Raw genomic sequence first — 25,055 nt, forward strand, 5'->3', positions numbered from 1 at the left:
CGGAGGGTGGCCCTCCGATGGCAACGGGACGATGCTCGCATGGGACTGCGGGGGTCACGCAAGTCCCTTGTTACTGATGGGTCGCCATGTCCGGTATGGGCAGGGGCCGCTTTTCTATCGCGGCAGCCATGATCTCTGGGAAGAGGTCGGGGGTGCAGGCAAAGGCAGGCGCTCCCAGTGCGGCCAGCGCCGCCGCGTGCTCCCTGTCGTACGCCGGAGCGCCTTCGTCGGAGAGTGCAAGCAGGGCGACGAACTGCACTCCGGACGCCTTCATCGCCGCCACCCGCTTCAGCATCTCGTCGCGTATGCCGCCCTCGTAGAGGTCGCTGATGAGGACGACGACGGTGTCCGCGGGGCGGGTGATCTGCGACTGGCAGTAGGCCAGCGCGCGGTTGATGTCGGTGCCGCCACCGAGCTGGGTGCCGAACAGCACATCGACCGGGTCGTCCAGCTGGTCCGTCAGATCCACGACAGCCGTGTCGAAGACCACCAGCCGGGTCGCGATCGAACGCATCGACGCGAGCACGGCGCCGAACACCGATGCGTACACCACCGATGCCGCCATGGAGCCGGACTGGTCGATGCAGAGCACGACGTCCTTCTTCACGGACTGCGCCGCGCGACCGTAACCGATGAGTCGGTCGGGGATGACCGTGCGGTGCTCCGGGAGGTAGTTCTTGAGGTTCGCCCGTATCGTGCGGCCCCAGTCGATGTCCCGGTGGCGCGGCCGGTTGACGCGGGCGCTGCGGTCCAGCGCTCCGGTGAGGGTCGCGCGGGTGCGCGTGGCCAGCCGCTTCTCCAGGTCGTCCACGACCTTGCGCACCACGGCCCTGGCGGTCTCCCTGGTCGTCTCGGGCATGGCCTTGTTCAGGGAGAGCAGCGTGCCGACCAGGTGTACGTCGGCCTCGACCGCCTCCAGCATCTCCGGTTCCAGCAGCAGGGTGCTGAGGCCGAGCCGGTCGATCGCGTCGCGCTGCATGACCTGGACGACGGAGCTCGGGAAGTACGTACGGATGTCCCCGAGCCAGCGCGCCACATTGGGTGCCGATCCCTCAAGGCCGGCCGAGCGCTTTCCGGTGCCGCGCTCCTGGCTGTTCCCCTTGCCGTAGAGGGCGCCCAGTGCCGCGTCCATGCCGACGTCCGTACCGGCCAGGGCGCAGCCGGTGCCGTCGGCCACCCCGCCGCCGAGCACCAGACGCCAGCGCCTGAGGCGCTCGTCACCGGTCTGCATGGCATCGGCCGCTGCCGCGGTCATACGCGGTCCCCCTCCAGGATCAGTCTCAGTACGGGCAGCACGGCATCGGCTCGTGCCTCGTCGATTCCGGCGCCGAAACCAGGCGCTCCGGGCTCCCCCGCGGCGGGCACCGTGCCCGAAGCCGCCGGGCCGCGGCGCACCAGCTCCCCGAGGGTGCGCCGGACACCGGGTTCATACGCCGAGAACGTACGCCGCAGCAGCGGCAGTACGTCCGTGAACGCGTCCGGGGGCACGGACGTCAGCCAGGCGTCGACCAGTCCGAGCAGCCGCTCGTCATGGACCAGCAGCATCCCCCCGCCCGCCGTACCGCCGACGAAGCCCTCGATCCAGGCGGCGGCGTCGGCGGGCGGGGTACCGGGTGAGAGCGCGAGGCTCATCAACCGGGCCGCCTCGTCCTCGTCGAGGCGGCCTTCGTCCAGCAGGAGCCGTGCCGCGCGCCCTCGTATCACCCCGGGCACGCTGTCGCGCACCGCCAGCTTGCGCAGCACCTCCGTCCAGCGCGCGCTCAGCTCATCGCTGCCGGCCAGCAAACCGATAGCGGTGTGCACGCCGTCGAGGTGGCCGCGCATCTCGACGGCGCCATCCGTGTCGAGTCCCGTACACGCAGGCGGCAGGCCCACACAGATCCGCTCGGCGAGCCCGGTCGCCACTTCCCCGAGTGCCGCCGTACCGGTGGCCCGCACGTCCCCGTAGCGCAGGGAGCGGGCGAGCGCGGGGAGAGCCTGGGCGAGGTGGCCTACATCGGCGTCCAGAGCCGCCCGGTCGGCGAGCGCCTTCATCACCACCGGAAGGGCGTCCGGTAGTTCGGCCAGCAGACAGCGCTCGGCCAGGGTGGTCACGTCGGCGAGCGCGGTCGCCGACGCGGCATCCGACTCGGCTCGCGCGGTGGCCGCGCCGAGCACCGTGGTGCCCCAGACCCCCGCCTCGGCGACCTTGACGAACAGCTCGGGTTCCCAGCGCAGCCGCCAGGTCTCCCGAAAGGTGCCGGAGGAGCCCCGGCCGGCCGCCGGGGCACCCCAGTCGACACCCAGCAGCCGCAGCCGGTGCAGCAGCCTGCTGCGAGCGGCGTCGGTCTGCTTGCGCAGATCGAGCTCCAACTCCCTTTCCAGCAGCTCCGGTTTAAGCCGCAGACCGCGCTGGAGCCGGGCCAGGTCGCGCTGGAGCGGGACGGCCGGCGCGGAGTCGGGCACCTCTCCCAGCACATCGCCGATGACCAGCCGGTCGCGGACGAGCTCCAACGGCACATCGGAGCCCTCGCACATCACCGCGCGTACGGCGTCGGTCGTCTCGCCCAGACCGGCGAGCGGACGGCCGCGCATCGCGGCCAGTGTCCCGGCGAGCCGTACGGCCTCGATGACATGCGCCGACGAGACGAACCGGTCCTCGTCCCTGAGCAGTCCGGCGACCTTGGTCATCCAGCGCTCGACGGGACGGTCGGTCGCGCCGAACAGGTGCGCGTACCAGCCTGGCGAGTCGATTCCCGCTCCGTAGCCCGTGCGCCGGGCGAGCCTGCGGTGGGTCCAGGGCACCCAGGTGGTCTCGGTCCTGACCTTGGGCAGGCCCTTCAGCAGGGCACGGTCCGCGGTGACCGTGGACTTCGCGGTGAGCGCGGGGACGTGCCAGGCGCCGCAGACGACGGCGACCTCATGGCCGAACTCCCTGCGTGTCGCGCGCAGCTGGACCCGCATATACGCCTCACGCACCAGGTCACGGTCCCGCCCACCGTGCCCGTACTCCTCACGCAGAGCGGCCATGGCCTCGCCGACCACCGCGAACGACGCGAGCGGGTCGACCTGGGCGGCCCCACCGCTCTCGCCGCGGTGCTCGACCACGTCCTCCCACCAGCGCTCCGGATCGTCGTATCCGGCGGTCTCGGCGAGCACCGCGAGCGGATCGATCCGCAGCGACGCCGCCTCGTCGTCGCCACCGGGGTGCGCCTCGTCCTCGTCGTCGCCCCAGGTGGGGTCCGCGGCCGCGGCCAGCGAGTGGGCGGCGGGTAGGTCGATGAACCGGACCGGCACGTCGTGTCCTTGGGCCCAGCGGATGGCGACCCATTCCGGCGAGAACGCGGCCATGGGCCAGAAGGCCGCACGTCCCGGATCGTCCACGGCGTGGGCGAGCAGGGCGACGGGCGGGACCATGGCCGGGTCGGCGGCGAGCGGCAGCAGGGTGTCGCCCTCGGGCGGCCCCTCGATCAGCACCGCACGAGGCATGGCGGCGTCGAGTGCCGCCCGCACGGCCCGCGCCGAACCCGGGCCGTGGTGCCGTACCCCCAGCACCAAGGGCTCACGCCCCGGCCACCGCTTCTCCCCTCCGGAAGCGGTGACGGCCGCGGGTCCTGTGCCGTGCCCCGCCGTGGTGACGGCTGTCGTCATGCGCTCACCTCACGGCAGGCGCGGTAGAAGTCCTTCCAGCCGTCCCGTTCACGCACGACCGTCTCCAGATATTCCTGCCAGATGACACGGTCCGCCGCCGGATCGCGGACCACCGCGCCGAGGATGCCCGCCGCCACATCACCGGGCCGCAGCACGCCGTCACCGAAGTGGGAGGCCAGCGCGAGGCCGTTGGTGACGACGGAGATCGCCTCGGCCGTGGAGAGTGTTCCCGAGGGGGACTTGAGCCTGGTCCGGCCGTCGGTGGACATCCCGTCCCGCAGCTCGCGGAAGACCGTGACGACCCGGCGGATCTCGTCGACGCCCTCGGGCACGGCGGGCAGATCGAGCGAGCGCCCTATCTGGTCGACTCGCCGGGAGACGATGTCGACCTCGTCGTCCGCGGTGGCGGGCAGCGGCAGCACCACCGTGTTGAACCGGCGGCGCAGCGCGCTCGACAGATCATTGACCCCACGGTCCCGGTCGTTGGCCGTGGCGATGAGGTTGAATCCGCGGACCGCCTGCACTTCCTGGCCCAGCTCGGGAATCGGCAGGGTCTTCTCCGACAGGATGGTGATGAGCGTGTCCTGAACATCCGCGGGGATGCGGGTGAGCTCCTCGACGCGTGCCGTCATGCCCTCGGACATGGCCCGCATCACCGGGCTGGGCACCAGGGCGTCCCGGCTCGGGCCGTGGGCGAGCAACTGGGCGTAGTTCCACCCGTAGCGGATGGCCTCCTCCGGAGTGCCCGCCGTGCCCTGCACCAGCAGCGTGGAATCTCCGCTGACGGCCGCGGCGAGGTGCTCGGAGACCCAGGTCTTGGCCGTGCCGGGCACGCCGAGCAGAAGAAGAGCGCGGTCGGTGGCGAGCGTGGTGACCGCGACTTCGACGATCCGGCGCGGTCCCACGTACTTCGGCGTGATCACCGTCCCGTCGGACAGGATGCCGCCGAGCAGATACGTGGCCACGGCCCACGGCGACAGCCGCCAGTGGGCCGGCCGCGGCCGGTCGTCTGCCGCGGCAATGGCCTTGAGCTCATCGGCGAAGGCGTCTTCGGCATGGGGTCGCAGGACCTCGGTGTCTGCCTCGGCTCGGTTTTCGGGCATGGTCATGTATCCCCTCCAGATCGTTCGACCGGATGTGGATTCCACGGTGCACCACGGCACTGACAATCGGGCCGCTTCCCTGGAGCGCGGCCGAAGTCGGGGGTGTGCGCGCGGGGTTGCCGCGAGCCCGGGCGCCGAGCCGCCCACACCGCCGGATCGGGGGAACGCGCTGGTCGGCACGATTGTCAGTGGCGGGTCGTAGCGTCGTTCCCATGAATCAGCAGGGGGTTCGCTGGACTGCGGAGCAGGTGCTCGCACTGTCTCCTGACGTCGCGTCACGCAAGGCGGGAAGCAAACTCGGCACTGCCGGCCCGTGGTCGGGCACGGGCTGCGGCGCGTCCGGAGCCGTCTGGGGCCTGTGCAAGGGCAGCGGCAGCAGGCCGTATCAGACGATCGTCGACATCGCCGGTGCCACCGGCCCCGCGTACAAGTGCAGTTGCCCGAGCCGGAAGTTCCCTTGCAAGCACGCGCTGGGACTGCTGCTGCTCTGGTCGGGCGACGAAGCGGCGGTCTCGGACGGGGAGGTGCCCGACTGGGCCGACGAGTGGCTCTGCGGGCGGCGCGGGCGCGCCGCCCGGAAGGAGGAGGGGGGCGCGAGCGGCGGCCGGTCCGCGAAGTCGGCCGACCCGGAGGCGGCACGACGGCGGGCCGATCGCCGGGCGGCTCGTATCACCGCCGGGGCGACGGAACTGGAGCAGCGGCTGGCCGATGTGCTGCGCGGCGGGCTGGCCGAGGCCGAACAGGCCGGATACGGGCTGTGGGAGGAGACGGCCGCCCGCATGGTCGACGCCCAGGCTCCCGGACTCGCTTCACGGGTCCGCGAGTTGGGTGCGGTGCCGGGCTCCGGGCCGGGCTGGCCGGTGCGGTTGCTCGAGGAGTGCGCGCTGCTCCACCTCCTGGACCGGGCGTGGCTGGACCGCGCACGGCTGCCGGAGCCACTGGCGGCGACCGTGCGGACCAAGGTCGGACTGACCTCGCCCCCTGAAGCCCCCGCGGTCAGGGACGACTGGCTGGTGCTCGCGCAGTACGACACCTCGGACGGCAAGATCACCACTCGTCGGATATGGCTGCACGGCCGCGGCACCGGCCGCACGGCACTGCTCCTCTCCTATGGAGCGGCCGGGCGGGCGCCGCAACTGGCCCTTCCGGTGGGACTGACGATCGACGCCGAGCTGACTCCGCATGCGGGAGCCAGGCAGTTGCGCGCCGATGTCGGGCAGCGGTTCGGGCAGCCGTCCCCGATCACGGCGCCGCCTCCGGGGCACACCGCGGCGGAGGGGATCGCCGCCTACGGCGCGGCTCTGAGCGAGGACCCCTGGCTGGACTCCTGGCCGTGCACGCTGTCCGGGGTGGTCCCGATACCCGGAGACGACCACTGGCAACTGGCCGACGCCGACGGCCGCTCCGCGCTGCCGGTCGCCGCGCCGGTTCTGTCCCGCACCGGGTTGTGGCGACTCGCCGCCCTCTCGGGCGGCGGCCCCGTCACGGTCTTCGGCGAGCTCGGCCACCGGGGCTTCACACCCCTGGCCGCATGGTCGGACGGAAACGCCGAGACGGTCGCCCTCACCGGCGAGTGAGCCGGAGCGGGGAAGCGCCCTGCGGTCGGGGCTCCGCCTTCGGAGGGAAGGCACGAGCCGACTCGGGGCGCGTCCCACCTGCCTCGCGCTGCTTCCCGCCGATCGCCGGCAGGAAGACCGAGTCCGAAGACCGACCACATCACGCGGTCTCGTCCGAACGGCCAGACGCCCGAACGCCCGAACCGCATGACGCACCACGGAGGACCGATGACCGGCACCACCCGCGCCACGGACTGGGAAGAGCTCGTCACATCGGCTCTTCTCGGCACCGATCGGCGGACCCCGCCCACCACCGTCCTGTCGCCCGGCGTGGAAGCTCCCGTGGCTCTGCTGGACATGGCCGCCGTGCACACCGTGCGGCGGCGGGCCGGACTCACGCCGGCTCCCGCACGCCCGATTCCGCAGCCGGCCCCGCAGGACACCCGGCCACCACTGCCCCAGCCCGCCCGGCAGCGACTCGCGCAGTTGCTGGCCGACCGCGCCGTGCCCGGAGGAGCCGGAGGCCGCCGCGGCACCGCGCCCGATCTGACGGAACTGCTGCCGCAGTGGCTGGCCGCCACCAACGAGAAGGGGTATCGCGCGCCGGCCTCCGCCCTGCCGGCACTGCTCGAAGCCGCGCGTGCCCGCACCGACCTGCGCCCCGCGGCACTGCGCTTCGCCGGACCGCGGGGGCTCTGGCTCGCGGGGCTCAACAGCGACTGGAAGTTCGCCCTGCGCGGGGCATGGGGTCCTGCCACGGCGGGCGGTCCCGGGGGAGGTGCCGCGCTGCCCGCCCCTGAGGACATCGCGGGTGTGCGGAAGCTGTGGGACGAGGGCCTGTTCGCCGAACGCGTCGGCGTCCTCACGTCCGTACGGGCCCATGACCCGGCCGCGGCCCTGGCCCTGCTGTCCGAGACCTGGTCGACCGAGCGGGCCGAGGACCGCCTCATGTTCCTCGACGCACTGCGCACGGGACTGTCCGACTCGGACGAGCCCTTCCTCGAGCTGGCGCTCTCCGACCGCAGCCGCAATGTACGAGCCACGGCAGCCGAGCTGCTCTCGGCCCTACCCGACTCGGCTCTCGCCGAGCGGATGGCGGAACGGGTGATCAGCTGCGTCGCACTGGACAGATCCGACGGCACGGCCACCATCACCGTCGAGGCACCGCACGAATGCGATGCCGCGATGCAGCGGGACGGCGTCGTGCCGGTACCCCCGTCTGGCCGGGGTGAACGATCATGGTGGCTGGCACAGTTGGTCGAGTCCGCCCCGCTGGCGATCTGGCAGCAGCGGCTCGGCGGGCGCGCCCCGGGCGAAATCGTGGCACTGCCCGTCGCCGACGGCTGGGGAGACGAGTTGCACGCCGGCTGGTGCCGAGCGGCAGTACGCCAGCGGGACCCGGAGTGGTCCCGCGCACTGCTCGGCGCACCAGCCGCACCACCGGCGAACGGCCCCGGCACCTCGTCCCTGGCTGAGCGGGCTAAGCTGCTGGCCGCCCTGTCGGAGCGGGAGCGGGCGGACTGGGTCGCGGCGTTCATATCCGCGCACGGGCTGTCGGAGGCGTTCCAACTGCTGGGTGTCTGCACAGTGCCGTGGGCTGGTCCGCTGGGCCGCGCGGTGGTGGACGCGCTCGACATCGCCCGCGACGCCGGCAGCTACCCCTGGAGCTTCAGCGGTGTGATGGGCCTCGCCGAACGCTGCCTGGACCCCGGGGAAGCGGCTCGCCTCGAACTGCTGACCGCCACACCGGACGAGGCGGAAGGCTCGTCACCGGGGGCGGGGGGCTACTGGTCGGAGGCCTTCCAGCGACTGGTCTCCACCCTGCGGCTGCGGGCGGTGATGCACGCCGAGCTGGCAACGGAGGGGTAGCCGCAGGGCCGGGGCGCTGTTCACAGGGTCCCGGAGGGACGTGCTGTATGCGCGGGCGCCGGGGCCGTCGCCCCCGTCGGGCGCGCCGCCAGCGTCGGGGGCAGGCCCTGCGGGCAGGCTCCGAGTCCGTACCGTCCACGGGCGGACGGAAACGGGATGGCCAGGGTCCGGCACCGCACCGGGGGCGTTGCGGGGTGGGCCTGCCACAGGTCAGGCGTCGGCCGGGTGCCGGACGTTCGCGTTGACCCATTCCACGATGGAGGCCGTCGTGGCACCCGGGGTGAAGATCGCGGCCACGCCTTTCTCCTTGAGCGGGGGGATGTCCTCCTCCGGAATGATTCCGCCACCGAAGACCTTGATGTCCTCCGCGTCTCGCTCCTTCAGCAGCTCCAGCACCTTGGCGAAGAGCGTGTTGTGCGCGCCGGAGAGGATGGAAAGCCCGATCGCGTCGGCGTCCTCCTGGATCGCGGTGTCCACGATCTGCTCCGGGGTCTGGTGGAGCCCGGTGTAGATGACCTCCATTCCAGCGTCGCGCAGCGCCCGCGCGATCACCTTCGCGCCGCGATCGTGGCCGTCGAGACCCGGCTTGGCCACCACCACGCGGATCGGACCGGTCACACCCATCACTGCCTCCACATCCCGACTGTGCCGCCGTTGGCACGAGCCCCGCACCCCGACGCCGGAAGGACCCGGCGGGGGTGAACGAACGTTATCTACAGCATCCCGCAACCGCTCGTTTCGCGGTGGACAGGGAGGGGGAAATCACACGTGGGACATATTCGCCACGCGCCGCATCCGACCCCGTACCGAGCGGTCCGCAGTCGTCGGGCCGGATCGCACCGGGAGTCTGCGAGCGCCAGGGAGCCGTCAGGCCATCGCCGCAGCGCCGTACGGTCGCACCGCCATACAGCCGCACCGCGCACCGTATGACTCGCGCGACGCGGTCTGCCGGTCTCCCTACGAGGGCCACGGGGGACGGAGCCGTCGACCCGTGCGCCATTCGGGAGGTCGGCCATGGGGTTGCTGCCGCTCTTGCGCTTGCCGCACTTCCGTCTGCCGGTCACGCTGCTCCGCGCCACCGTCCTCGAGTTGACGATCCTGGCCGGGCATCTGGTGCTGTATCCGTCGGGCATCGGTCAGGAGCGGCCAGACCACCCGAGGCCGGGGCGCCCCGATGGATGCGGCACGACCGAACCGGCATGTGCCGTGACGGACGCGCACGCCCTGCCCGGCCGGCAGACGGCCGAGCTTCCGCCGACCGTGCTCCTCCACGGCTTCATCGACAACCGTTCCGTCTTCGTCCTGCTGCGCCGCCATCTGGCCCGCGACGGAAGACGTTCCATAGAGTCGCTCAACTACTCGCCGCTGACCTGTGACATACGGAGCGCCGCCGAACTGCTGGGCCGCCATGTCGAGGAGATCTGCGCCCGCACCGGCCGTCCCGAGGTGGACATCGTCGGGCACAGCCTCGGCGGCCTGATCGCCCGCTACTACGTCCAGCGCCTCGGTGGCGACCGCAGGGTCCGCACGCTGGTCACCCTCGGCACTCCCCATTCCGGGACCAGCGTCGTCCCGATCGCGAGCGCTCACCCCCTGGTGCGCCAAATGCGCCCCGGCTCGGACGTGGTGGAGGAGCTCAAGCTGCCCGCCCCGGACTGCCGGACTCGCTTCGTCGGATTCTGGAGCGACCTGGACCAACTGATGGTTCCGCTCGAAACGGCCCGCATCGATCACCCGGATCTACGGGTGATGAACGTGCGTGTGAGCGGTATCGGCCACCTCGCCCTCCCCGTGCACCCGACCGTCGCGGCACGCATCCGGGAGGCACTTGAGCCATCGGAGTCGGGCGCGGAAGCCGGGTCGGGGACGGCCGGAGCCGTGTCCGTCGCCTGACGCCCGACACCTGAACAGACTTCGAACAGTCATCGAACGTAAGGCCAAAGCTCTTCCTGGTCCCCACCGAAAGACGGCCGAATGCCCGTTTCCCGCCTGCGCGGAACCAACGGAAGATTGTCGGCGTCGCATACTGCCGGGTACAGTCGCGCCCACTGCGTTCCTCGGGTCCCCAGAGTGGGTGACTCCGGATCCTGGTCCTGCTGTCGAGGCGAGAGAGAAGTTGGTGAACGACCAGCACCCCGACGCCGGGTACGACTCCTACCCCACCGGCAGCTTCGACACCGATCCGCTCTTCGGCTCGCTTCCCGGCGACTACGCGTACGCCACGGGAACCACCGGAGATACCGGCAGCACGGGGCAGCACGACACGACGCAGTGGCAGTCGGCGACGGCGACTTACGACAGCTACGCGACCGCCCAGGGACAGGAACACCAGCAGTACGACACCACCGGCCAGTGGGACACCAACGTCTGGAACCAGACAGGCCAGTTCGAGACCGCAGCGGCCGCCTTCGCCTATGACGCGACGGGCCAGTGGCCCTCAGCGGGCGGATACGGCACCACGTCCCATGAAACCGGCACATACGACGCGACCGCCTGGAACTCGGGCACGGGCAGCGGTGTCGGCCTCGGCGCGGAGCAGGGCATCGACGCCTACCAGACGCATACGCAGACTCAGACCCAGTACGCCGAATACGGCCAGTATTCGGCGCCCACCGGCCACCCGGAGCACGCCGAATACGCCGAGTACACGGGGCACCCCGGCGAGTACACCGAGCACACCGGCTACTACACCGAGCACGCCCCCCTGCCCGAGCAGTTCTCCCCCGAGAACGGCTTCCAGGCCGCACCCGGCCTCCACGAGGCGGACCGCTACGAAACCGGGCACATCGGGACCGAAGATGCCGGGACCGAAGACCCCGGTGCCGAACACTTCGAGACCTCGCCGGGCGCCGGCGACCGCGACCTGGACACCGAGTCGCCGGATGGCCACCACGATCTCCCGGGCGGCCGGCACTTCGAGGGCTACGACGAGGCCGAGATCGTCGCCGCGGCCAGGACCGTGACCGCCCCGGCGGTGTCCATCCCCGCGCCCAGGCCCGCCCGCCGCGGTGGCAGCCGCGGCCGTCGGCGCACCCCGGCCAAGCGCTCCGCGATGCTCACCGTTGCCGTGCCCTCCGTGTGTGTCATGGGTGTCGCCGGCGTGGCAGCGGCATCGGTGGGCGGACTCTCCGGAGACAAGGAGAGCACCGGCAAGACCACGGTCACAGCCGCCGATCCCACATCGGTGCAGTCGGTCCCGGCCAACAGCAAGCTCGACACCCAGCTCGCCGCACTCAGCGCGGACGCCCGCGACTTCGGCGATCGCGCCAGCCGCACCCAGGAGCGCATCGACCTCAAGGCGCGCCAGGAGGCTGACCGCAAGAAGCGCGAGGCGGAGGCCGCCCGCCGTGAGGCGCTGCGCCCCAAGTTCGCCCTCCCCGTCAGCCAGTCCGGGCTCAGCGCCTATTTCGGCCAGGCAGGCGTCAACTGGATGTCCATGCACACAGGCATCGACTTCCCCGTCTCCTACGGGACGCCGGTGAAGGCCGCCACCGACGGCACCGTGCGCACCCAGTGGAACAGCGCCTACGGCAACATGGCCATCGTCACAGCCGCCGACGGCACGGAAACCTGGTACTGCCATCTCAGTAGCACCAAAATCCGTTCCGGATCGGTCAAAGCCGGTGATGTCATCGCCTTCTCCGGCAACTCGGGCAACTCCACCGGACCGCACCTGCACTTCGAGGTCCGACCGGGCGGCGGTGACGCGATAAACCCGCTGTCGTGGTTGCGCAGCCACGGGCTCGACCCGACCTGATCCCACCGCACTGGGGGAAAGCCGACTCCGCGCCGTCTTCGGGGGTGCGGCGACCACCGCGGCACCCCCGCCACGGGACTCCTCCGCTACAACTTCTCGACCGGTGCGTACCGCAGCAGCAACCGCTTCGGCTTGGCATCGCCGAAGTCGATCGTCGCCTGGGCGTCCGCGCCCGATCCCGTCACCGCCATCACCGTGCCGAGACCGAACTGGTCATGCGTCACCCGGTCGCCTACCGCCAGCGCGATCACCGGCTTGTCGGCCGCACGACGGGTCGCGAAGCCCGAAGGGCCGGAACGCGACCGCGACGAGGAGAGCGACGAAGTGATCCCCGAGACCGGCCCTGCCGGGGCGGACATCGGCCCCGTCCGCTTCCAGTCCAGATGCGCGTCCGGGATCTCCTCCAGGAAGCGCGACGGCGGGTTGTACGAGGGCTGACCCCAGGCGCTGCGCAGCGAAGAACGGGTCAGATAGAGCCGCTCACGAGCTCTGGTGATTCCCACGTACGCCAGGCGCCGCTCCTCCTCCAGCTCCTTGGTCTGACCCAGCGCCCGCATATGCGGGAAAACCCCGTCCTCCATGCCGGTGAGGAACACGACCGGGAACTCCAGGCCCTTCGCCGTGTGCAGCGTCATCAGCGTGATGACTCCGCTGCCCTCTTCGTCCTCGTCCGGGATCTGATCGGAGTCGGCGACCAGTGCGACCTGCTCCAGGAACTCGGCGAGCGTGCCGGAACCCCCGTCGGCTCCGCGCTCCTGTTCGAACTCGAGAGCGACCGCCGCAAGCTCCTGGAGGTTCTCGATACGGGTCTCGTCCTGCGGATCCGTGGACGCCTGAAGCTCGGCGAGATAGCCGGTGCGCTCCAGCACCGCCTCAAGAACCGTGGCCGGACCCGCGCCCGACTCCACGATCGTGCGCAGCTCCTCCATCAGCGTGTTGAAGCGCTTGACCGCGTTGGCCGAACGGGCGGCCATACCGTACGCCTCGTCCACGCGCCGCAGCGCCTGGGGGAAGGTGATCTTCTCGCGCAGCACGAGGGCATCGATCATCGCCTCGGCGCGCTCACCGATACCGCGCTTGGGGACGTTCAGGATCCGGCGCAGCGGGACGTTGTCCTCGGGGTTGGCGAGGACCCGCAGATAGGCGAGGACGTCCCGGACCTCCTTGCGCTCGTAGAAGCGCACCCCGCCGACGACCTTGTAGGGCAGGCCGACACGGATGAAGATCTCCTCGAAGACACGGGATTGGGCGTTGGTCCGGTAGAAGACGGCGACATCGCCCGCCTTGGCATCGCCTGCGTCCGTCAGCCGGTCGATCTCGTCGGCGACGAACTGCGCCTCGTCGTGTTCGGTGTCGGCGACATAGCCGGTGATCTGCGCGCCCGCACCCGCATTGGTCCACAGGTTCTTGGGGCGGCGGCTCTCGTTGCGCTCGATGACCGCGTTGGCGGCGGAGAGGATCGTCTGAGTGGAGCGGTAGTTCTGCTCCAGCAGGATCGTGGTGGCGTCCGGGTAGTCCTCCTCGAACTGGAGGATGTTGCGGATCGTGGCACCACGGAAGGCGTAGATCGACTGGTCGGCGTCACCGACGACACACAGTTCGGCGGCGGGCAGGTCCTCGTACCCCTCGCCGACCAGCTCGCGCACCAGGGTGTACTGGGCGTGGTTGGTGTCCTGGTACTCGTCCACCAGGACGTGGCGGAAGCGGCGCCGATAGTGCTCGGCGACGTCAGGGAACGCCTGGAGCAGATGGACGGTGGTCATGATGATGTCGTCGAAGTCCAGGGCGTTCGCCTCGCGCAGCCGCGCCTGGTACATCCGGTACGCCTCGGCCAGGGTCTTCTCGAAGCCGCCTCCGGCCTGGAGGGCGCCCCCCGCGACCTGATCGGCGTAGGCCTCCTCGTCGATCAGCTCGTTCTTCAGGTTCGAGATCTTGGCGCTGAAGGACTTCGGCGGGAACTTCTTCGGGTCGAGGTCGAGATCACGGCAGACCAGGGCCATCAGCCGCTTGGAATCGGCGGCGTCGTAGATCGAGAACGACGACGTGAAACCGAGCTTCTTGCTCTCGCGACGCAGGATGCGGACGCAGGCACTGTGGAAGGTGGACACCCACATCGCGTTGGCGCGCGGGCCCACGAGCTGCTCGACCCGTTCCTTCATCTCGCCGGCGGCCTTGTTGGTGAAGGTGATGGCCAGTATCTGCCCTGGGTGCACATTGCGGGTCGCCAGCAGATGCGCGATCCGGTGGGTCAGCACCCGGGTCTTCCCGGAGCCGGCTCCGGCGACGATGAGCAGGGGCGAGCCGGTGTGGACGACGGCGGCACCCTGCTGCTCGTTCAGCCCGTCGAGCAGCGCGGCGGGGTCCACGGCCGGGCGCGGAACACCGCTGCGGTAGTACTCGTCCCTGGTCGGAGGCACGTCGAAGCGCCCGTCGAAGAGGTCGTGCGGGACTTCTTCGGCGGGGCCATGCTCGTCCGGCTCGTCCGGCTCGTCGTACTCGTCGCGCTCCGGAGGCGGGGGTTCCTCCGAGGCCGCCGAGCGCTGGAGGCCGGCCAGGAAGCTTTCGTCAAAGAGGCTGCTCATCGCTCTACGAGTCTAGGCCGCCGCACCGACAGTCCGTCGCCTTCCCCCCGATCCCCCGCTTCGATCCCGCCAAAGTCCCACCGATGTCCGACCCGGCTACCCCGGTCACGATAAGTGAAGTTGCGGCCACGACACGCCAAGGTCACGGAAATGTATCGGACATAATGCGCACCGACCTTCACAAGAGCGCCACAGTTTGGCTAGCGTGCTCGCCCAGGCAGCCCGTACCCCCGCGGCGACAAACGCCAATCGGGCCGCTCGCGCCGAATCCGACCATTCCGCAAGGAAAGTGAGGAACCGGGGACCCAACCCTCCTGCGCCGACCAGCACAAGAGGGGCTCCACCGGGGTGAATCGGGCCAAGCCCAGCAAGGCCCGTAGGACAACCTTCCGTTCCGTCCGAACCCGACAGCTAACCCGGTAGGCGGCAAACGGAAGGAGATGCCGTCTTGGCATCGCACCGCAAGGCGACGCATGCCCGTACGGGTACACGCACGAAGAGTCCCGCCGTCGGGTTCACGACGGCGGCCATCGCGGGAGTGACCTTGCTCTCCGCGCAGAGTGCCCGGGCCGAACCGCGGCCCAGTGTCGACGAGGTCCAGAAGAAGGTCGACGACCTCTACCGCCAGGCCGGCACCGCGACTCAGCAGTACAACCGCGCGAAAGAGGAAACGGCGCAGCAGCGCCGCAAGGTGGACCGGCTACTCGACGACGACGCGGAGCGCACGGAGTCCCTTAACGAAGCCCGGCGCGCGCTCGGATCGTACGCCACCGCCCAGTACCGCGCGGGCACGGTCACGCCGACCGCCGCGCTGCTCCTCTCGGACAGCCCCCAGCAGTACTTCGACCAGACGCGTCTGACGGACCGGCTCTCCGAGGAGCAGCGCGAGGCGGTCACCGATTTCGAGGAGCAGCGGTCCGCGGCGACGGAGCAACGCGCGGAGGCGACCTGGAGCCTGGATGCGCTCAGCGCCTCGCAGGCGTCGCTGCGCACCACCAAGGAGACGGTGCAGCGCAAGCTCGCCGACGCGCGGGAGCTGCTGGGGACGCTGACGGCGGAGGAGAAGGCACGGCTCGCGGAGCTTGAGCGCCGGCAGGAGGAGAAGGCCCGTCGCAAGGCCGAGGCGAAGGCCCAGGCCGAAGCTGAGTCCAGGGCGGCGGCCGAGGCCGAAACCGAACAGCGGGCACAACCGCAGCAGGAGGGCACCGGCACGAGCACGGCCGCCGGTTCGTACGCCGCCAAGGCTCAGAAGGTGCTGTCCTTCGCACGCACCCAGCTGGGCAAGCCGTACGTCTGGGGGGCGACGGGCCCCAGCTCCTACGACTGCTCCGGCTTCACCCAGGCCGCTTGGCGCGCCGCCGGTGTCGATCTGCCCCGCACCACCTGGGATCAGGTCGAGGTGGGGCAGCGGGTGGCGGCCAAGGACCTCGTGCCCGGTGACCTCGTGTTCTTCTACGACGACATCAGCCACGTCGGGATCTATGTCGGCAACGGCCAGATGATCCATGCCCCGAAGCCGGGTGCGAACATCCGCGAGGAGTCGATCTACCACATGCCGATCCACGGGAGTGTGCGGCCGGTCTGATCCCGAACCGCGCCCCGAACGACGCAACGGGCGCCCCTCGTCGTGAGGGGCGCCCGTTGCCTGCCAGGTCAGGTCGAGGACGGGTCAGCTCGGCTCAGGTCCAGAGAGTCGCGATGAAGATGTTGGCGACGGTCAGGACGCCGACCGCGCCGAACACCGCCTTGTCCACCCGCTCCTCGTCCCGCTTCACATAGACGAGCCCGAGGATCACCACCAGCACCGCGAGCTTGATGCCGACCTTGAGGTTGTTCACCGTCTGGTCGTCCGCCTCATTGAGCCCCACCAGCGCCACACCCGTGACCAGCATCGTCAGTGCCCCGTGGAGCATCGCCGGGGTGAAGCGGGCCGTCCCGGCGCCCATCGCCTTCATCTGGGTCAGGAAACCACCGAGCAGCGCGGCGATACCGATGATGTGCAGCGCGACGAAGACATTGATGAGTACGTCCATGGCACCGGAGCCTAGCCCCCCGATCGGAAACCGACTATAGCGGGCCGACTTCCATCAATACCGGTCATGTCGACCCATCCGCTCACCAGGTCGGTCTAGCGTCCTCCCCCAGGTGATCGACCTGCCGGCTTCATACCGGTCAGCAGACTCGACCGCCGCGCCGAAGGATCCGGCGGCGGGCCGCTTCCCCTGGGCGGACCGCCGCCGGAACCGTACGGAACGACCTACCGGACACCGGAAGGACTGGCCTTCGTGGCAGCGCACCGCAGACCCAAGCAGCGCAACCTGGGCGGCACCGCCGCCCGCACCGCTCTCACCGTCGCGCTGGCGGGTGCCGCGACCGGCACTCTCTTCGAGGGCGCAGGACACGCCGACCCCGGTTCCACCCCGGAACGACTGAAGGCGAAGGCAGACACCCTGTACCGGGAGGCGGAGGAGGCGACCGAGCGGTACAACGGCGCCAAGGAGGCCGCCGCAGAAGCCCGGACCGCGCTCGACGGACTGCGTGACGAGGCCGCCCGGCGCACCGCACGGCTCAATGCCGCCCGCGACGCGCTCGGCTCGATCGCCACCGCCCAGTATCGGGCGGGTGGTATCGACCCTGCCGTACAACTGGCCCTCAGCTCCGACCCGGACGCCTATCTCGCAGGCGCGGAATACGCCGAGCGGGCCGGATCCCGGCAGGTCGCCACGCTGGCCGGGATCCGCGAGGAGAACCGGGAGCTGGCCCAGCTGCGCGCGGAGGCCGACGGGCGCCTCGCCGAGCTGACGGCACGCCAGGATGAACTCGCCCGGCACCGCAAGGCCGTACGCGAGAAGCTCGCCGCCGCCCAATCCGTCCTGGCCCGGATGGCTCCCGCTGAGCAGGTCGCCTACGCGAGCGGGGACAGCACGCCGCCCGGCCGGGCCGACCGCGACGACGCACCCGGCGGCGCGGTCGTCGCCGACGCCCCCAATCCCCGGGCGGCTCAGGCCATCGCGTACGCATACGGAGCGCTGGGCAAGCCCTACGTCTGGGGCGCGACGGGGCCCTCCGCATACGACTGCTCAGGGCTCACCCAGGCAGCCTGGCGTTCGGCCGGAGTGTCCCTGCCCCGGACCACCTACACCCAGATCGACTCCGGACACAGGGTGCCGCGTTCCCAGCTCGCACCCGGTGACCTGGTGTTCTTCTATTCCGGTGTCTCGCATGTGGGCCTCTATATCGGCAACGGCCAGATGATCCACGCCCCACGGCCGGGCGCACCCGTGCGGGTCGCGCCCATCGACGAGATGCCGTTCGCCGGCGCGACACGCGTCGCCTGAGTCGTCTCGCCGTGCCCTTCGCCAGGTGGGGTCACACCAGCCGTCGTGCCGTGGCCCACCTCGTCAACTCATGGCGATTCGACAGCTGGAGCTTCCTGAGGACCGCCGACACATGCGACTCGACGGTCTTCACCGAGATGAAGAGCTGCTTGGCGATCTCCTTGTACGCATATCCGCGGGCGATCAGCCGCAGCACCTCCCGCTCCCGCTGGGTGAGCCGGTCGAGATCCTCGTCCACCGGAGGCGCGTCGGTCGAGGCGAACGCGTCCAGCACGAAACCCGCGAGCCGTGGTGAGAACACCGCGTCCCCGTCCTGGACCCGGAAGACCGAGTCGACCAGGTCGCTGCCGGTGATGGTCTTGGTGACATAGCCGCGCGCGCCGCCGCGGATCACCCCGATCACGTCCTCCGCCGCGTCCGACACCGAGAGCGCGAGGAAGCGCACCGGATGCTCCCCGCCCATCAGTCCCGCGCAGCGGCGCAGCACCTCCACCCCGCCGCCGCCGGGAAGGTGGACATCGAGGAGCACGACCTCGGGGCGGGTGGCCGTGATCACGGTGACCGCCTGGTCGACGTCGGCGGCCTCGCCGACCACCTCGACGCCGGTCTCATCCGTGCGGCCGATCTCGGCCTGCACACCTGCCCGGAACATCCGGTGGTCGTCAACGAGCACGACCCGTACGCGACGCTCCGCACCCCGCTCGCCCCCATCGGTCTGCTCGGTCATCCGTCCGCCTCTCGCTGTCCTGGGGATGCCCCGTGGGCTGTGTCCTGGGGGGTGCCGTGCGGAGTCCCTTCGCGGGTCTCCGTCTCCCGCTCCATCTCAAGCTCCACCTCGGTGCCCCCGCCGGGCACCGAGCGCAACCGCGCCGTGCCGCCATTGCGCTGCATCCGCCCGATGATCGATTCTCTTACGCCCATCCGGTCCTCGGGAACCGTATCGGGGTCGAAGCCCGGTCCTCTGTCCCGTACGGAGACGAAGACGGTACGACCCTCGACCTCCGCGTAGACCTGCACAGCGCCACCCTCGCCACCGTACTTCGCGGCATTCACCATCGCCTCGCGCGCGGCCTGCATCTGTGCCACCAGCCGCTCATCGAGCGGGCAGTCGCCCACGACGACGACCTCCAGCGGTACGCCGTGCTTGTCCTCCACCTCGGCGGCGGCCTTCTTCACCGCGTCCGACACGGTGGCGGGCTCCTCGTCCGCCTCCTTGCCGGTTCCCTCGGGGCGATAGAGCCAGTTACGCAGCTCACGCTCCTGGGCCCTGGCCAGTCTGCGTACCTCACCGGCGTCGTCCGCGTTCCGCTGTATCAGGGTGAGGGTGTGCAGGACGGAGTCGTGCACATGGGCCGCGACCTCGGCGCGCTCCTGGGCGCGGATGCGCATCAGACGCTCTTCGGACAGGTCCTGGGTCATCCGCACCAGCCAGGGGCCAACAAGCAGCCCGACCCCGACGATCACGGCGATCGCCGCCGTCATGACGTTGCCGAACTGGGCGGCCGAGCCCCGGACGACGACAAAGACGGTCAGGCCCATCCCGACCAGAGCGACCCCGGCGAGACCGCGTGCCAGCTGGAACAGCCGACGGCGGGTGCCGTCGCCGGTCCAACGGGCTCGGCGTGCGTTGTCCGCCTGGCGCCACACCAGGACGAGGCCGGTGCCTATCAGGAGTACCGGCCAGACATAGCGGTTGACGGGGCCGCCCAGGTCGACGTTGACAACGAACGAGACCGCCCCGATCAGCAGGCCGAACAACGCGAACAGCTGGCCTTTGTCGGGCTTGCGCAGCCGTCGTCTGCCATCGGACGTGGTCTCGAACACCGGCTTCGACTCGGCGGACCGGCCGCCGACGCCGAGTGGCACGACGATCCAGAACACCGCGTACAGCAGCGCGCCCAGTCCGTCGGCCATGAAGAGGCAGAAGAAGATCAGCCGGACCCAGACCACTGGCAGCCCGAGATGGCCCGCGAGGCCGCGCGCGACACCGCCGAGCCACCGTCCATCGGCGCTGCGGTACAGCTTGCGGACGGACGGCTCGTCGGCTTCCGGCAGGTGGGTGACTGCGGCTGGCATGCCCCGATGGTCACACGTCCGCCCTGCCCCGGGCATCAGGGCCGTCCCCGAGACCGTCCCTGATCCCCGGATTCCCGGAGGGGGAATATCAGGGACGGGCCAGGGTCGGGACGACTGCCGCCGGGCGTCGGAGCCGGTCACCATGGAGTCATGACTCAGCCGACCGCTCCTTCCCCGGCGCCACCGCGGGAGCAGCAGCCCCAACTGCGCCGGACTCCGCGGCAGAAGGTCGTGTCCGGTGTCTGCGGCGGGCTCGGGCGCTACTGCGACATCGACCCGGTGATCTTCCGGATCGTCATCGCGGTGCTGGCGGTGATGGGCGGCGTCGGTCTGATCGTCTACGGATTCGCCTGGCTGATGTTGCCCCTGGACGGGGAGGAGGAGAACGAGGCCCGCAGGGCCCTGTCCGGCCGGGTGGACGGCGCGGCATTGATCGCGGTGCTGATGGCCCTGCTCGGCTGCGCGCTGTTCCTGTCGATGATCGGCAACGGCACCATGCTCGGATTCGCCGCGATGCTGTCGATCGCCATGGCTGCCGCTGCGGTCTGGTCGCAGCGGCGCAGCCTGGCGACGTCCGACGGCGGCCGGCTCGACCCCGCTACGGCGCACGCCGTGAAGGAAGCACCGCCGGAGACCAAAGCCCCGCCGGCACCGGGTGGGCCGTCATGGTGGCGTGACCCGATCGTCAAGGACGGCTCGACAGGGCCGGTGGCCACCGGCTATCTGTGGGGGCCACCGGAAGCGGTGGCCGCTGACCGGACCATGGCGACGCCCCGACAGCCGGGGGTGCGAGGGGACGGCGACCACGCTCAGGAGCCGATATCCGGCCGGTTCCCGGGCCCGGTGGGAGGCCCTGCCGCAGCACCGCCACGCGGGCCGCGCGGCATCGGGGGACCGGTGTTCCTGCTGGCGCTGCTGGCGGGCGCCCTCGGCGCTCGGCTGAGCTGGGAGTCAAAGCCGCTGGGCACCAGCCTGGAGATCGGCTTCGCCTGCGCTCTCGCGGTCTTCTGCCTGGGGCTGCTGACGAGCAGTCTTCTCGGGCGCAGGCGCGGGGGCACCATCCTGCTGACCGTGGTCACCGCCCTGCTGCTGTTCGGCTCGTCCTTGCTGCCGAAGGAGATCGGCACCCGGTGGATGCGCACGGACTGGCAGCCGACGACCATCGCGGCGATCGCCCCGCGCTATGAACTCGGCAGCGGCGACGCCCGGCTCGACCTGGGCGGCCTCGCCGTCCCGGCCCGGTCGACCGTGAACACCACGGTCGAGGTGGGTGCGGGCAGGCTGAGGGTGGTGATACCGCAGGACGCGACGGTGAAGATCACCGCCAAGGCCGGGCTCGGGGTGCTCAGGCTGTCGGACGAGCACCGCGAGGACGTGGACGTGGGCCCGGACCGCCGACGGACGGTCACGCTGTCCCCGGCCGGGCAGGCAGCCGGGAAGCCGGGTGACAGACCAGACGAGAAGCCGGCTCCGACGGGGACGCTCACGCTCGATCTCGAGGTCGGCCTCGGACTGGTGGAGGTGACCCGTGCCATGCCATGAGTTCAGGCCTCAGCGGCTCAGGCGGCGCCGATCAGCGATGGCGGCATCGACGGAGAGCACCGAGGCACCGGCCAGCACCAGTGGCACCCAGCAAAACATGTACGGGAGATCATTGCCGTAGTAGTACGGCGACGTCTGCCAGCTCACGGTCAGCCACAGACTCAGTGAGATCAGCGCGCCGCCGAATGCGGCGAGCCGTGCCAGGAGTCCGATCAGGGTGCCGATGCCGACGGCGAGTTCACCGACGGCGATGGCGTAGCCGAAGCCCGAGGGGTTCTTCAGGGCCAGGTCGACCAGCCCGGGGATCGCCGAGGAGCCTCGGACCGACCTCATGAGTTCGCCGATCGAGCCCGTCCCGCTCGCCGACAGGAACGCCTGGTCGAGGAGCTTGTCGAGCCCGGCGTAGATGAAGGTGACGCCGAGGAAGAGCCTCAGGGGCAGCAGTGCGTAGCGCTGCGCGGTGCTCTTCCAACCGTCGTCGCCGGCCCGCCGCTCGTCGATCAGCCCGTACGTTGTCATCGTCGTCGTCCGGTCCATATGCGCCATCGTCGCCTCCGCGTCGTACCCGGCTGGAACGATTCTTCCCACGATCCGCAGATATGACTACGCAACTGACGGCCGTATGGCTCAGCGTGGTTCAGTCCGTCACGTCGATGCTCATCCGGTTGGACTCGGCACCCACCGCCGTCACCACCTGCACATCGACCCGTCCGGGTTCGACATCGACCGGGACCGGAACCCTGATGCTGGTGTCGGTCGGATTGGTGAACCCTCCGGCCACGGGCACCAGCGGGACATGCACATGGACCGAGCCGATGCGCACCGTCATCCGGGCCAGCCGGTCCGGGGTGCCCGCGCCCGGGGGGACGAAGCCCGCACCGCGGATCTCGATGTCGTCCCCGGTCCTGATGGGACCGTCGAGGTCGCCTGGTTCACGAGCACGCACGACCGAGAGCACGACGGGCCGGGAGCCCTCGGCGTACTTCCCGGCCAGATAGACGAAGGCGGAGACCAGCGCCAGGGCGGTCACGCTCCAGGGGAGCCTCGGCAGCCCGCCAGGGTCCCGGACGAGCAGGACCGCCGCATAGCTCAGGCTCGCCGCGGTGACCAGCACATACTGGGCGTCCGTGAAGCTACCGCGCCCGGCGTCGTCGCAGAGCAGATCGGCGGGGCGCGGATGGTCGGCCTGCACCTTCTGCACCCGCTGCGTGAGCACGCGCACGAGGACGACCCGGCGCACGACCACGGCGATCAGGCACACCACGGTCACCACGACCAGCAGGGCGGCACCCGGCACGAGCCCGGACCCGCCACCCGAGCCGCCACCGGCCGCCACCGCGGGCCCGGCCTGCGGCGCACCCGTCGCAGCCAGCCGCAGAGCCAGGAACAGCACGGCGGCAGCCGCGAAGAACACCCAGGATCCGGCCACCACCCGCGAGGTGGACAGGCGGTTGTCCTCGCCGACCAGTGGGGCGAGCAGACCGCCGTGGGCCCGGTGCAGGCAGGCGGTACCGGTGAGCAGCACAGCGCAGGAGAGTACGGCCGCCAGCGCGGCCGTACGGGTCGGTCCCCAGCCGGTGCCGATGGCGGTCCCGGCGAGAGGCACCAGGGACAACCCTGCACAGCCCCAGACCACGAGCAGCGTGCGCCGCCAGACTCGGTGGAGCCAAGCCGCCCCCGCCGCCCTGCCGCGTTCGGCGACCGTACGGGCCGACGCCGTCAGCTCATCCGAGATCCACTGGCGGGAGGCCCCTTCGGAGTAGGCGACCTGCGCGGGCAGCCCATGCCCCGAAGCGAGCTCGTCCCGGCGCGCACCGAACTCGGCCACCGCACGCCGGTGCCCCTGACGCGCGCCATGCGGACAGTCCCCGCAACTGCAACCGCCGCCGTGCACGCTGTACCCCGCCTCTTGCACCGCCACGGCGCGTCGCACCCTTCCACCAGAGCTGAGCAGCTGAGCAACAACCTTTTGCTGAAAAGGAATTGTGCCGTACCGGTGGTCACCGGAAGTGCCTTACAAGACGATACGCGGGCAATGCGAGGGTGATTGACGAACGATCAAATTGACGTACTACGACATGAGTTCGGGTTCGGCATCGCTCACGCGCCGCCACAACGGCTGATAGCTGATCCACGCGACCAGATCGCCACCGAGCTGCTCGCGCGTGGCCACCGCGTCCCGATGCGCAATGGGCACCGGCTTCCCCGCCGCCCTCGCCGCGAGCTGCACCTGGGCGCAGCGCTCCATCGCGATGAACCACCAGGCGGCGGCGTCGACGGAGTCGCCTACGGTCAGCAGCCCGTGGTTGCGCAGGATGATCCCCTTGCCAACGCCGAGCGCGAGGGCGATACCGCGCCCCTCGGCGGGGTTGACGTTCACCCCCGTGTAGGCGTCGTACAGCGCGTGGTCCTCGTAGAAGGCACAGGCTTCCTGGGTGATCGGTTCGATGAACTCCCCCAGCGCCGCCAGCGCCCGTCCGTACACGGAGTGCGTGTGCGCGACGGCCACGACCCCGGGCCGTGCCCGGTGCACCTCGGCGTGCACGGCGAACGCCGCCTGGTTGACGCGCTGGGTGCCTTCGACGACCTGCCCTTCCTCGTTGACCAGGACCAGTCTGCCCGCGGTCATCGTGGCGAACGGTTCCCCGAAGGGGTTCACCCAGAAGCAGTCGTCGAATTCGGGATCGCGCGCGGTGATGTGCCCGGAGACCCCTTCCTCGTACCCGAGCCCCGCGAACACCCGCAGTGCCCCGGCGAGCCGCTGCTTGCGGTGGGCACGTTCCTCGGCGATGGACTCGTGTAAGGGCGGCAGGGCGAACCGCAGCCGGTCGGCGGACACGGGAACGGGAGCAGGGCCGGGAGCAGGAGCAGGGGCGGGTGCCTTCGCCGGGGTCTCGTCCATGCGGCGGAAGGTAGCGCCGCTCACCCCAACTGGCCAGAGAGGCGACGCGCCTCGGGGATCAGAGCTTGTCGATCTCGGTGAGGTCGATGTCGATGTCGAAGGGGACGGAGATCTTGAGGCGGTCCTGGAAGATGCCGGTGGACACATAGGCGCGCGACACCTTGTCGAGTTCGAAGACATGGACCACCGGCCGCTCGTCCTCGCCCGTCATCTCGACTCGCCAGAAATAGGGGATGCCGGCCCCGGCGTACTTGTGGGGCTTGGTGTCGCTGTCGCGGGCCTCGGAGTCGGGAGAGACCACCTCGACCGCCAGCAGCACGTCCCGTGCCTGGAAGTACGTCTGCGCCCGGCTGCGCGCCGCTGCCGCACGGACCACCGACACATCCGGCTCCGGACCGTTGCGCTTGTCGACCACCACGGTCATCTCGCGGCGGACCTTGAGCTCGGGTGGCGCGGTGCTCCGCAGTCCGTTCACCAGCAGGTCGATCGCAATGCTGTGGAAATCCCGCTGCGGACTCACGAAGACCAGGCTCCCGTCGATCAGCTCGGTGTGCGGCGGGAGGTCGGACAGGGTGAGCAGGTCGTCCACCGTGTAGCCGTCGCGCGGCGGCACCGGCCAGTGGTGCGAGATCTCTGCGCTCATGAGTGCTCCCATGGCCGTGATTCTGGTCCGTGCGATCAGACTACCCACCGCGAACGC

At 70.5% G+C, this 25,055-nt stretch carries 18 protein-coding genes, 1 pseudogene and 1 riboswitch; of the genes and pseudogenes, 7 read left to right on the forward strand and 12 right to left on the reverse strand.

Annotated elements, in window-relative coordinates:
* Positions 1-70: 70 nt before the first annotated feature.
* The 3 genes from V1460_RS32555 to V1460_RS32565 are packed head-to-tail and all read right to left on the reverse strand — an operon-like array spanning position 71 to position 4,739.
* Positions 71-1,255: a VWA domain-containing protein gene (locus V1460_RS32555; RefSeq protein WP_407077565.1), complete on the reverse strand. Its 1,185-nt coding sequence runs from the start codon at positions 1,253-1,255 to the stop codon at positions 71-73.
* Positions 1,252-3,630 (reverse strand): DUF5682 family protein, encoded by a 2,379-nt coding sequence (locus V1460_RS32560; protein ID WP_338677181.1) that lies wholly within the window; start codon positions 3,628-3,630, stop codon positions 1,252-1,254. Before V1460_RS32560 ends, V1460_RS32555 begins: the two co-directional genes overlap by 4 nt.
* Complete coding sequence (locus V1460_RS32565; RefSeq protein WP_338677182.1) at positions 3,627-4,739, reverse strand: AAA family ATPase; 1,113 nt, start codon at positions 4,737-4,739, stop codon at positions 3,627-3,629. The genes V1460_RS32560 and V1460_RS32565 overlap by 4 nt, the downstream gene beginning before the upstream one ends.
* 206 nt (positions 4,740-4,945) lie before the next feature.
* On the opposite strand from V1460_RS32565, the gene V1460_RS32570 reads away from it, so the two are divergent.
* Together V1460_RS32570 and V1460_RS32575 are read left to right on the forward strand one after the other, a co-directional pair.
* Positions 4,946-6,310: an SWIM zinc finger family protein gene (locus tag V1460_RS32570; protein ID WP_338677183.1), complete on the forward strand. Its 1,365-nt coding sequence runs from the start codon at positions 4,946-4,948 to the stop codon at positions 6,308-6,310.
* A 207-nt stretch (positions 6,311-6,517) separates the two neighbouring features.
* On the forward strand, positions 6,518-8,158 hold the full coding sequence (locus V1460_RS32575; RefSeq protein WP_338677184.1) for a DUF5691 domain-containing protein: 1,641 nt from the start codon (positions 6,518-6,520) through the stop codon (positions 8,156-8,158).
* Positions 8,159-8,368: 210 nt separating this feature from the next.
* On the opposite strand, the gene V1460_RS32580 is transcribed toward V1460_RS32575, so the two are convergent.
* Complete coding sequence (locus V1460_RS32580) at positions 8,369-8,782, reverse strand: cobalamin B12-binding domain-containing protein (RefSeq protein WP_338677185.1); 414 nt, start codon at positions 8,780-8,782, stop codon at positions 8,369-8,371.
* 390 nt (positions 8,783-9,172) lie between these two features.
* On the opposite strand from V1460_RS32580, the gene V1460_RS32585 reads away from it, so the two are divergent.
* Together V1460_RS32585 and V1460_RS32590 are read left to right on the forward strand one after the other, a co-directional pair.
* Entirely contained in the window at positions 9,173-10,051 is an 879-nt protein-coding gene (locus V1460_RS32585) for an alpha/beta fold hydrolase (protein WP_338677186.1), read from the forward strand.
* 226 nt (positions 10,052-10,277) lie between these two features.
* Positions 10,278-11,915, forward strand: a complete 1,638-nt coding sequence (locus V1460_RS32590) for a M23 family metallopeptidase (protein ID WP_338677187.1) — start codon at positions 10,278-10,280, stop codon at positions 11,913-11,915.
* 86 nt (positions 11,916-12,001) lie between these two features.
* Here the strand turns inward: V1460_RS32590 and pcrA are convergent, their stop codons facing one another.
* Positions 12,002-14,497: a DNA helicase PcrA gene (gene pcrA / locus V1460_RS32595; RefSeq protein WP_338677188.1), complete on the reverse strand. Its 2,496-nt coding sequence runs from the start codon at positions 14,495-14,497 to the stop codon at positions 12,002-12,004.
* A gap of 251 nt (positions 14,498-14,748) precedes the next feature.
* A riboswitch (cyclic di-AMP (ydaO/yuaA leader) is annotated at positions 14,749-14,939 on the forward strand.
* A gap of 6 nt (positions 14,940-14,945) precedes the next feature.
* Here pcrA and V1460_RS32600 point away from each other — a divergent pair.
* Complete coding sequence (locus V1460_RS32600) at positions 14,946-16,082, forward strand: NlpC/P60 family protein (protein ID WP_338677189.1); 1,137 nt, start codon at positions 14,946-14,948, stop codon at positions 16,080-16,082.
* A gap of 94 nt (positions 16,083-16,176) precedes the next feature.
* On the opposite strand, the gene V1460_RS32605 is transcribed toward V1460_RS32600, so the two are convergent.
* A complete protein-coding gene (locus V1460_RS32605; RefSeq protein WP_338677190.1) occupies positions 16,177-16,530 on the reverse strand; it encodes a hypothetical protein in 354 nt (117 codons plus the stop codon).
* A 252-nt stretch (positions 16,531-16,782) separates the two neighbouring features.
* Between V1460_RS32605 and V1460_RS32610 the strand changes: the two genes are divergently transcribed.
* On the forward strand, positions 16,783-17,835 hold the full coding sequence (locus tag V1460_RS32610) for an NlpC/P60 family protein (RefSeq protein WP_338677191.1): 1,053 nt from the start codon (positions 16,783-16,785) through the stop codon (positions 17,833-17,835).
* Between the two features lie 31 nt (positions 17,836-17,866).
* On the opposite strand, the gene V1460_RS32615 is transcribed toward V1460_RS32610, so the two are convergent.
* Complete coding sequence (locus V1460_RS32615; RefSeq protein ID WP_338677192.1) at positions 17,867-18,562, reverse strand: response regulator transcription factor; 696 nt, start codon at positions 18,560-18,562, stop codon at positions 17,867-17,869.
* A 77-nt stretch (positions 18,563-18,639) separates the two neighbouring features.
* Positions 18,640-19,911, reverse strand: a pseudogene (locus tag V1460_RS32620) (PspC domain-containing protein); the annotation flags it as partial.
* 150 nt (positions 19,912-20,061) lie between these two features.
* Here V1460_RS32620 and V1460_RS32625 point away from each other — a divergent pair.
* The gene (locus V1460_RS32625; RefSeq protein WP_338677193.1) at positions 20,062-21,453 is read left to right on the forward strand and encodes a PspC domain-containing protein; all 1,392 of its coding nucleotides are present in this window, start codon (positions 20,062-20,064) and stop codon (positions 21,451-21,453) included.
* A 9-nt stretch (positions 21,454-21,462) separates the two neighbouring features.
* Here the strand turns inward: V1460_RS32625 and V1460_RS32630 are convergent, their stop codons facing one another.
* From V1460_RS32630 to V1460_RS32645, 4 genes are all read right to left on the reverse strand, one after another.
* Positions 21,463-21,999: a DoxX family protein gene (locus tag V1460_RS32630; protein ID WP_407077566.1), complete on the reverse strand. Its 537-nt coding sequence runs from the start codon at positions 21,997-21,999 to the stop codon at positions 21,463-21,465.
* A gap of 91 nt (positions 22,000-22,090) precedes the next feature.
* Entirely contained in the window at positions 22,091-23,347 is a 1,257-nt protein-coding gene (locus V1460_RS32635) for a hypothetical protein (protein ID WP_407077646.1), read from the reverse strand.
* A gap of 177 nt (positions 23,348-23,524) precedes the next feature.
* A complete protein-coding gene (locus V1460_RS32640; RefSeq protein ID WP_338677196.1) occupies positions 23,525-24,355 on the reverse strand; it encodes a class II aldolase/adducin family protein in 831 nt (276 codons plus the stop codon).
* A gap of 58 nt (positions 24,356-24,413) precedes the next feature.
* Positions 24,414-24,998 (reverse strand): Uma2 family endonuclease, encoded by a 585-nt coding sequence (locus V1460_RS32645; protein WP_338677197.1) that lies wholly within the window; start codon positions 24,996-24,998, stop codon positions 24,414-24,416.
* Between the last annotated feature and the right edge of the window lie 57 nt (positions 24,999-25,055).

The organism is Streptomyces sp. SCSIO 30461 (assembly GCF_037023745.1).
Classification (GTDB): Bacteria; Actinomycetota; Actinomycetes; order Streptomycetales; family Streptomycetaceae; genus Streptomyces.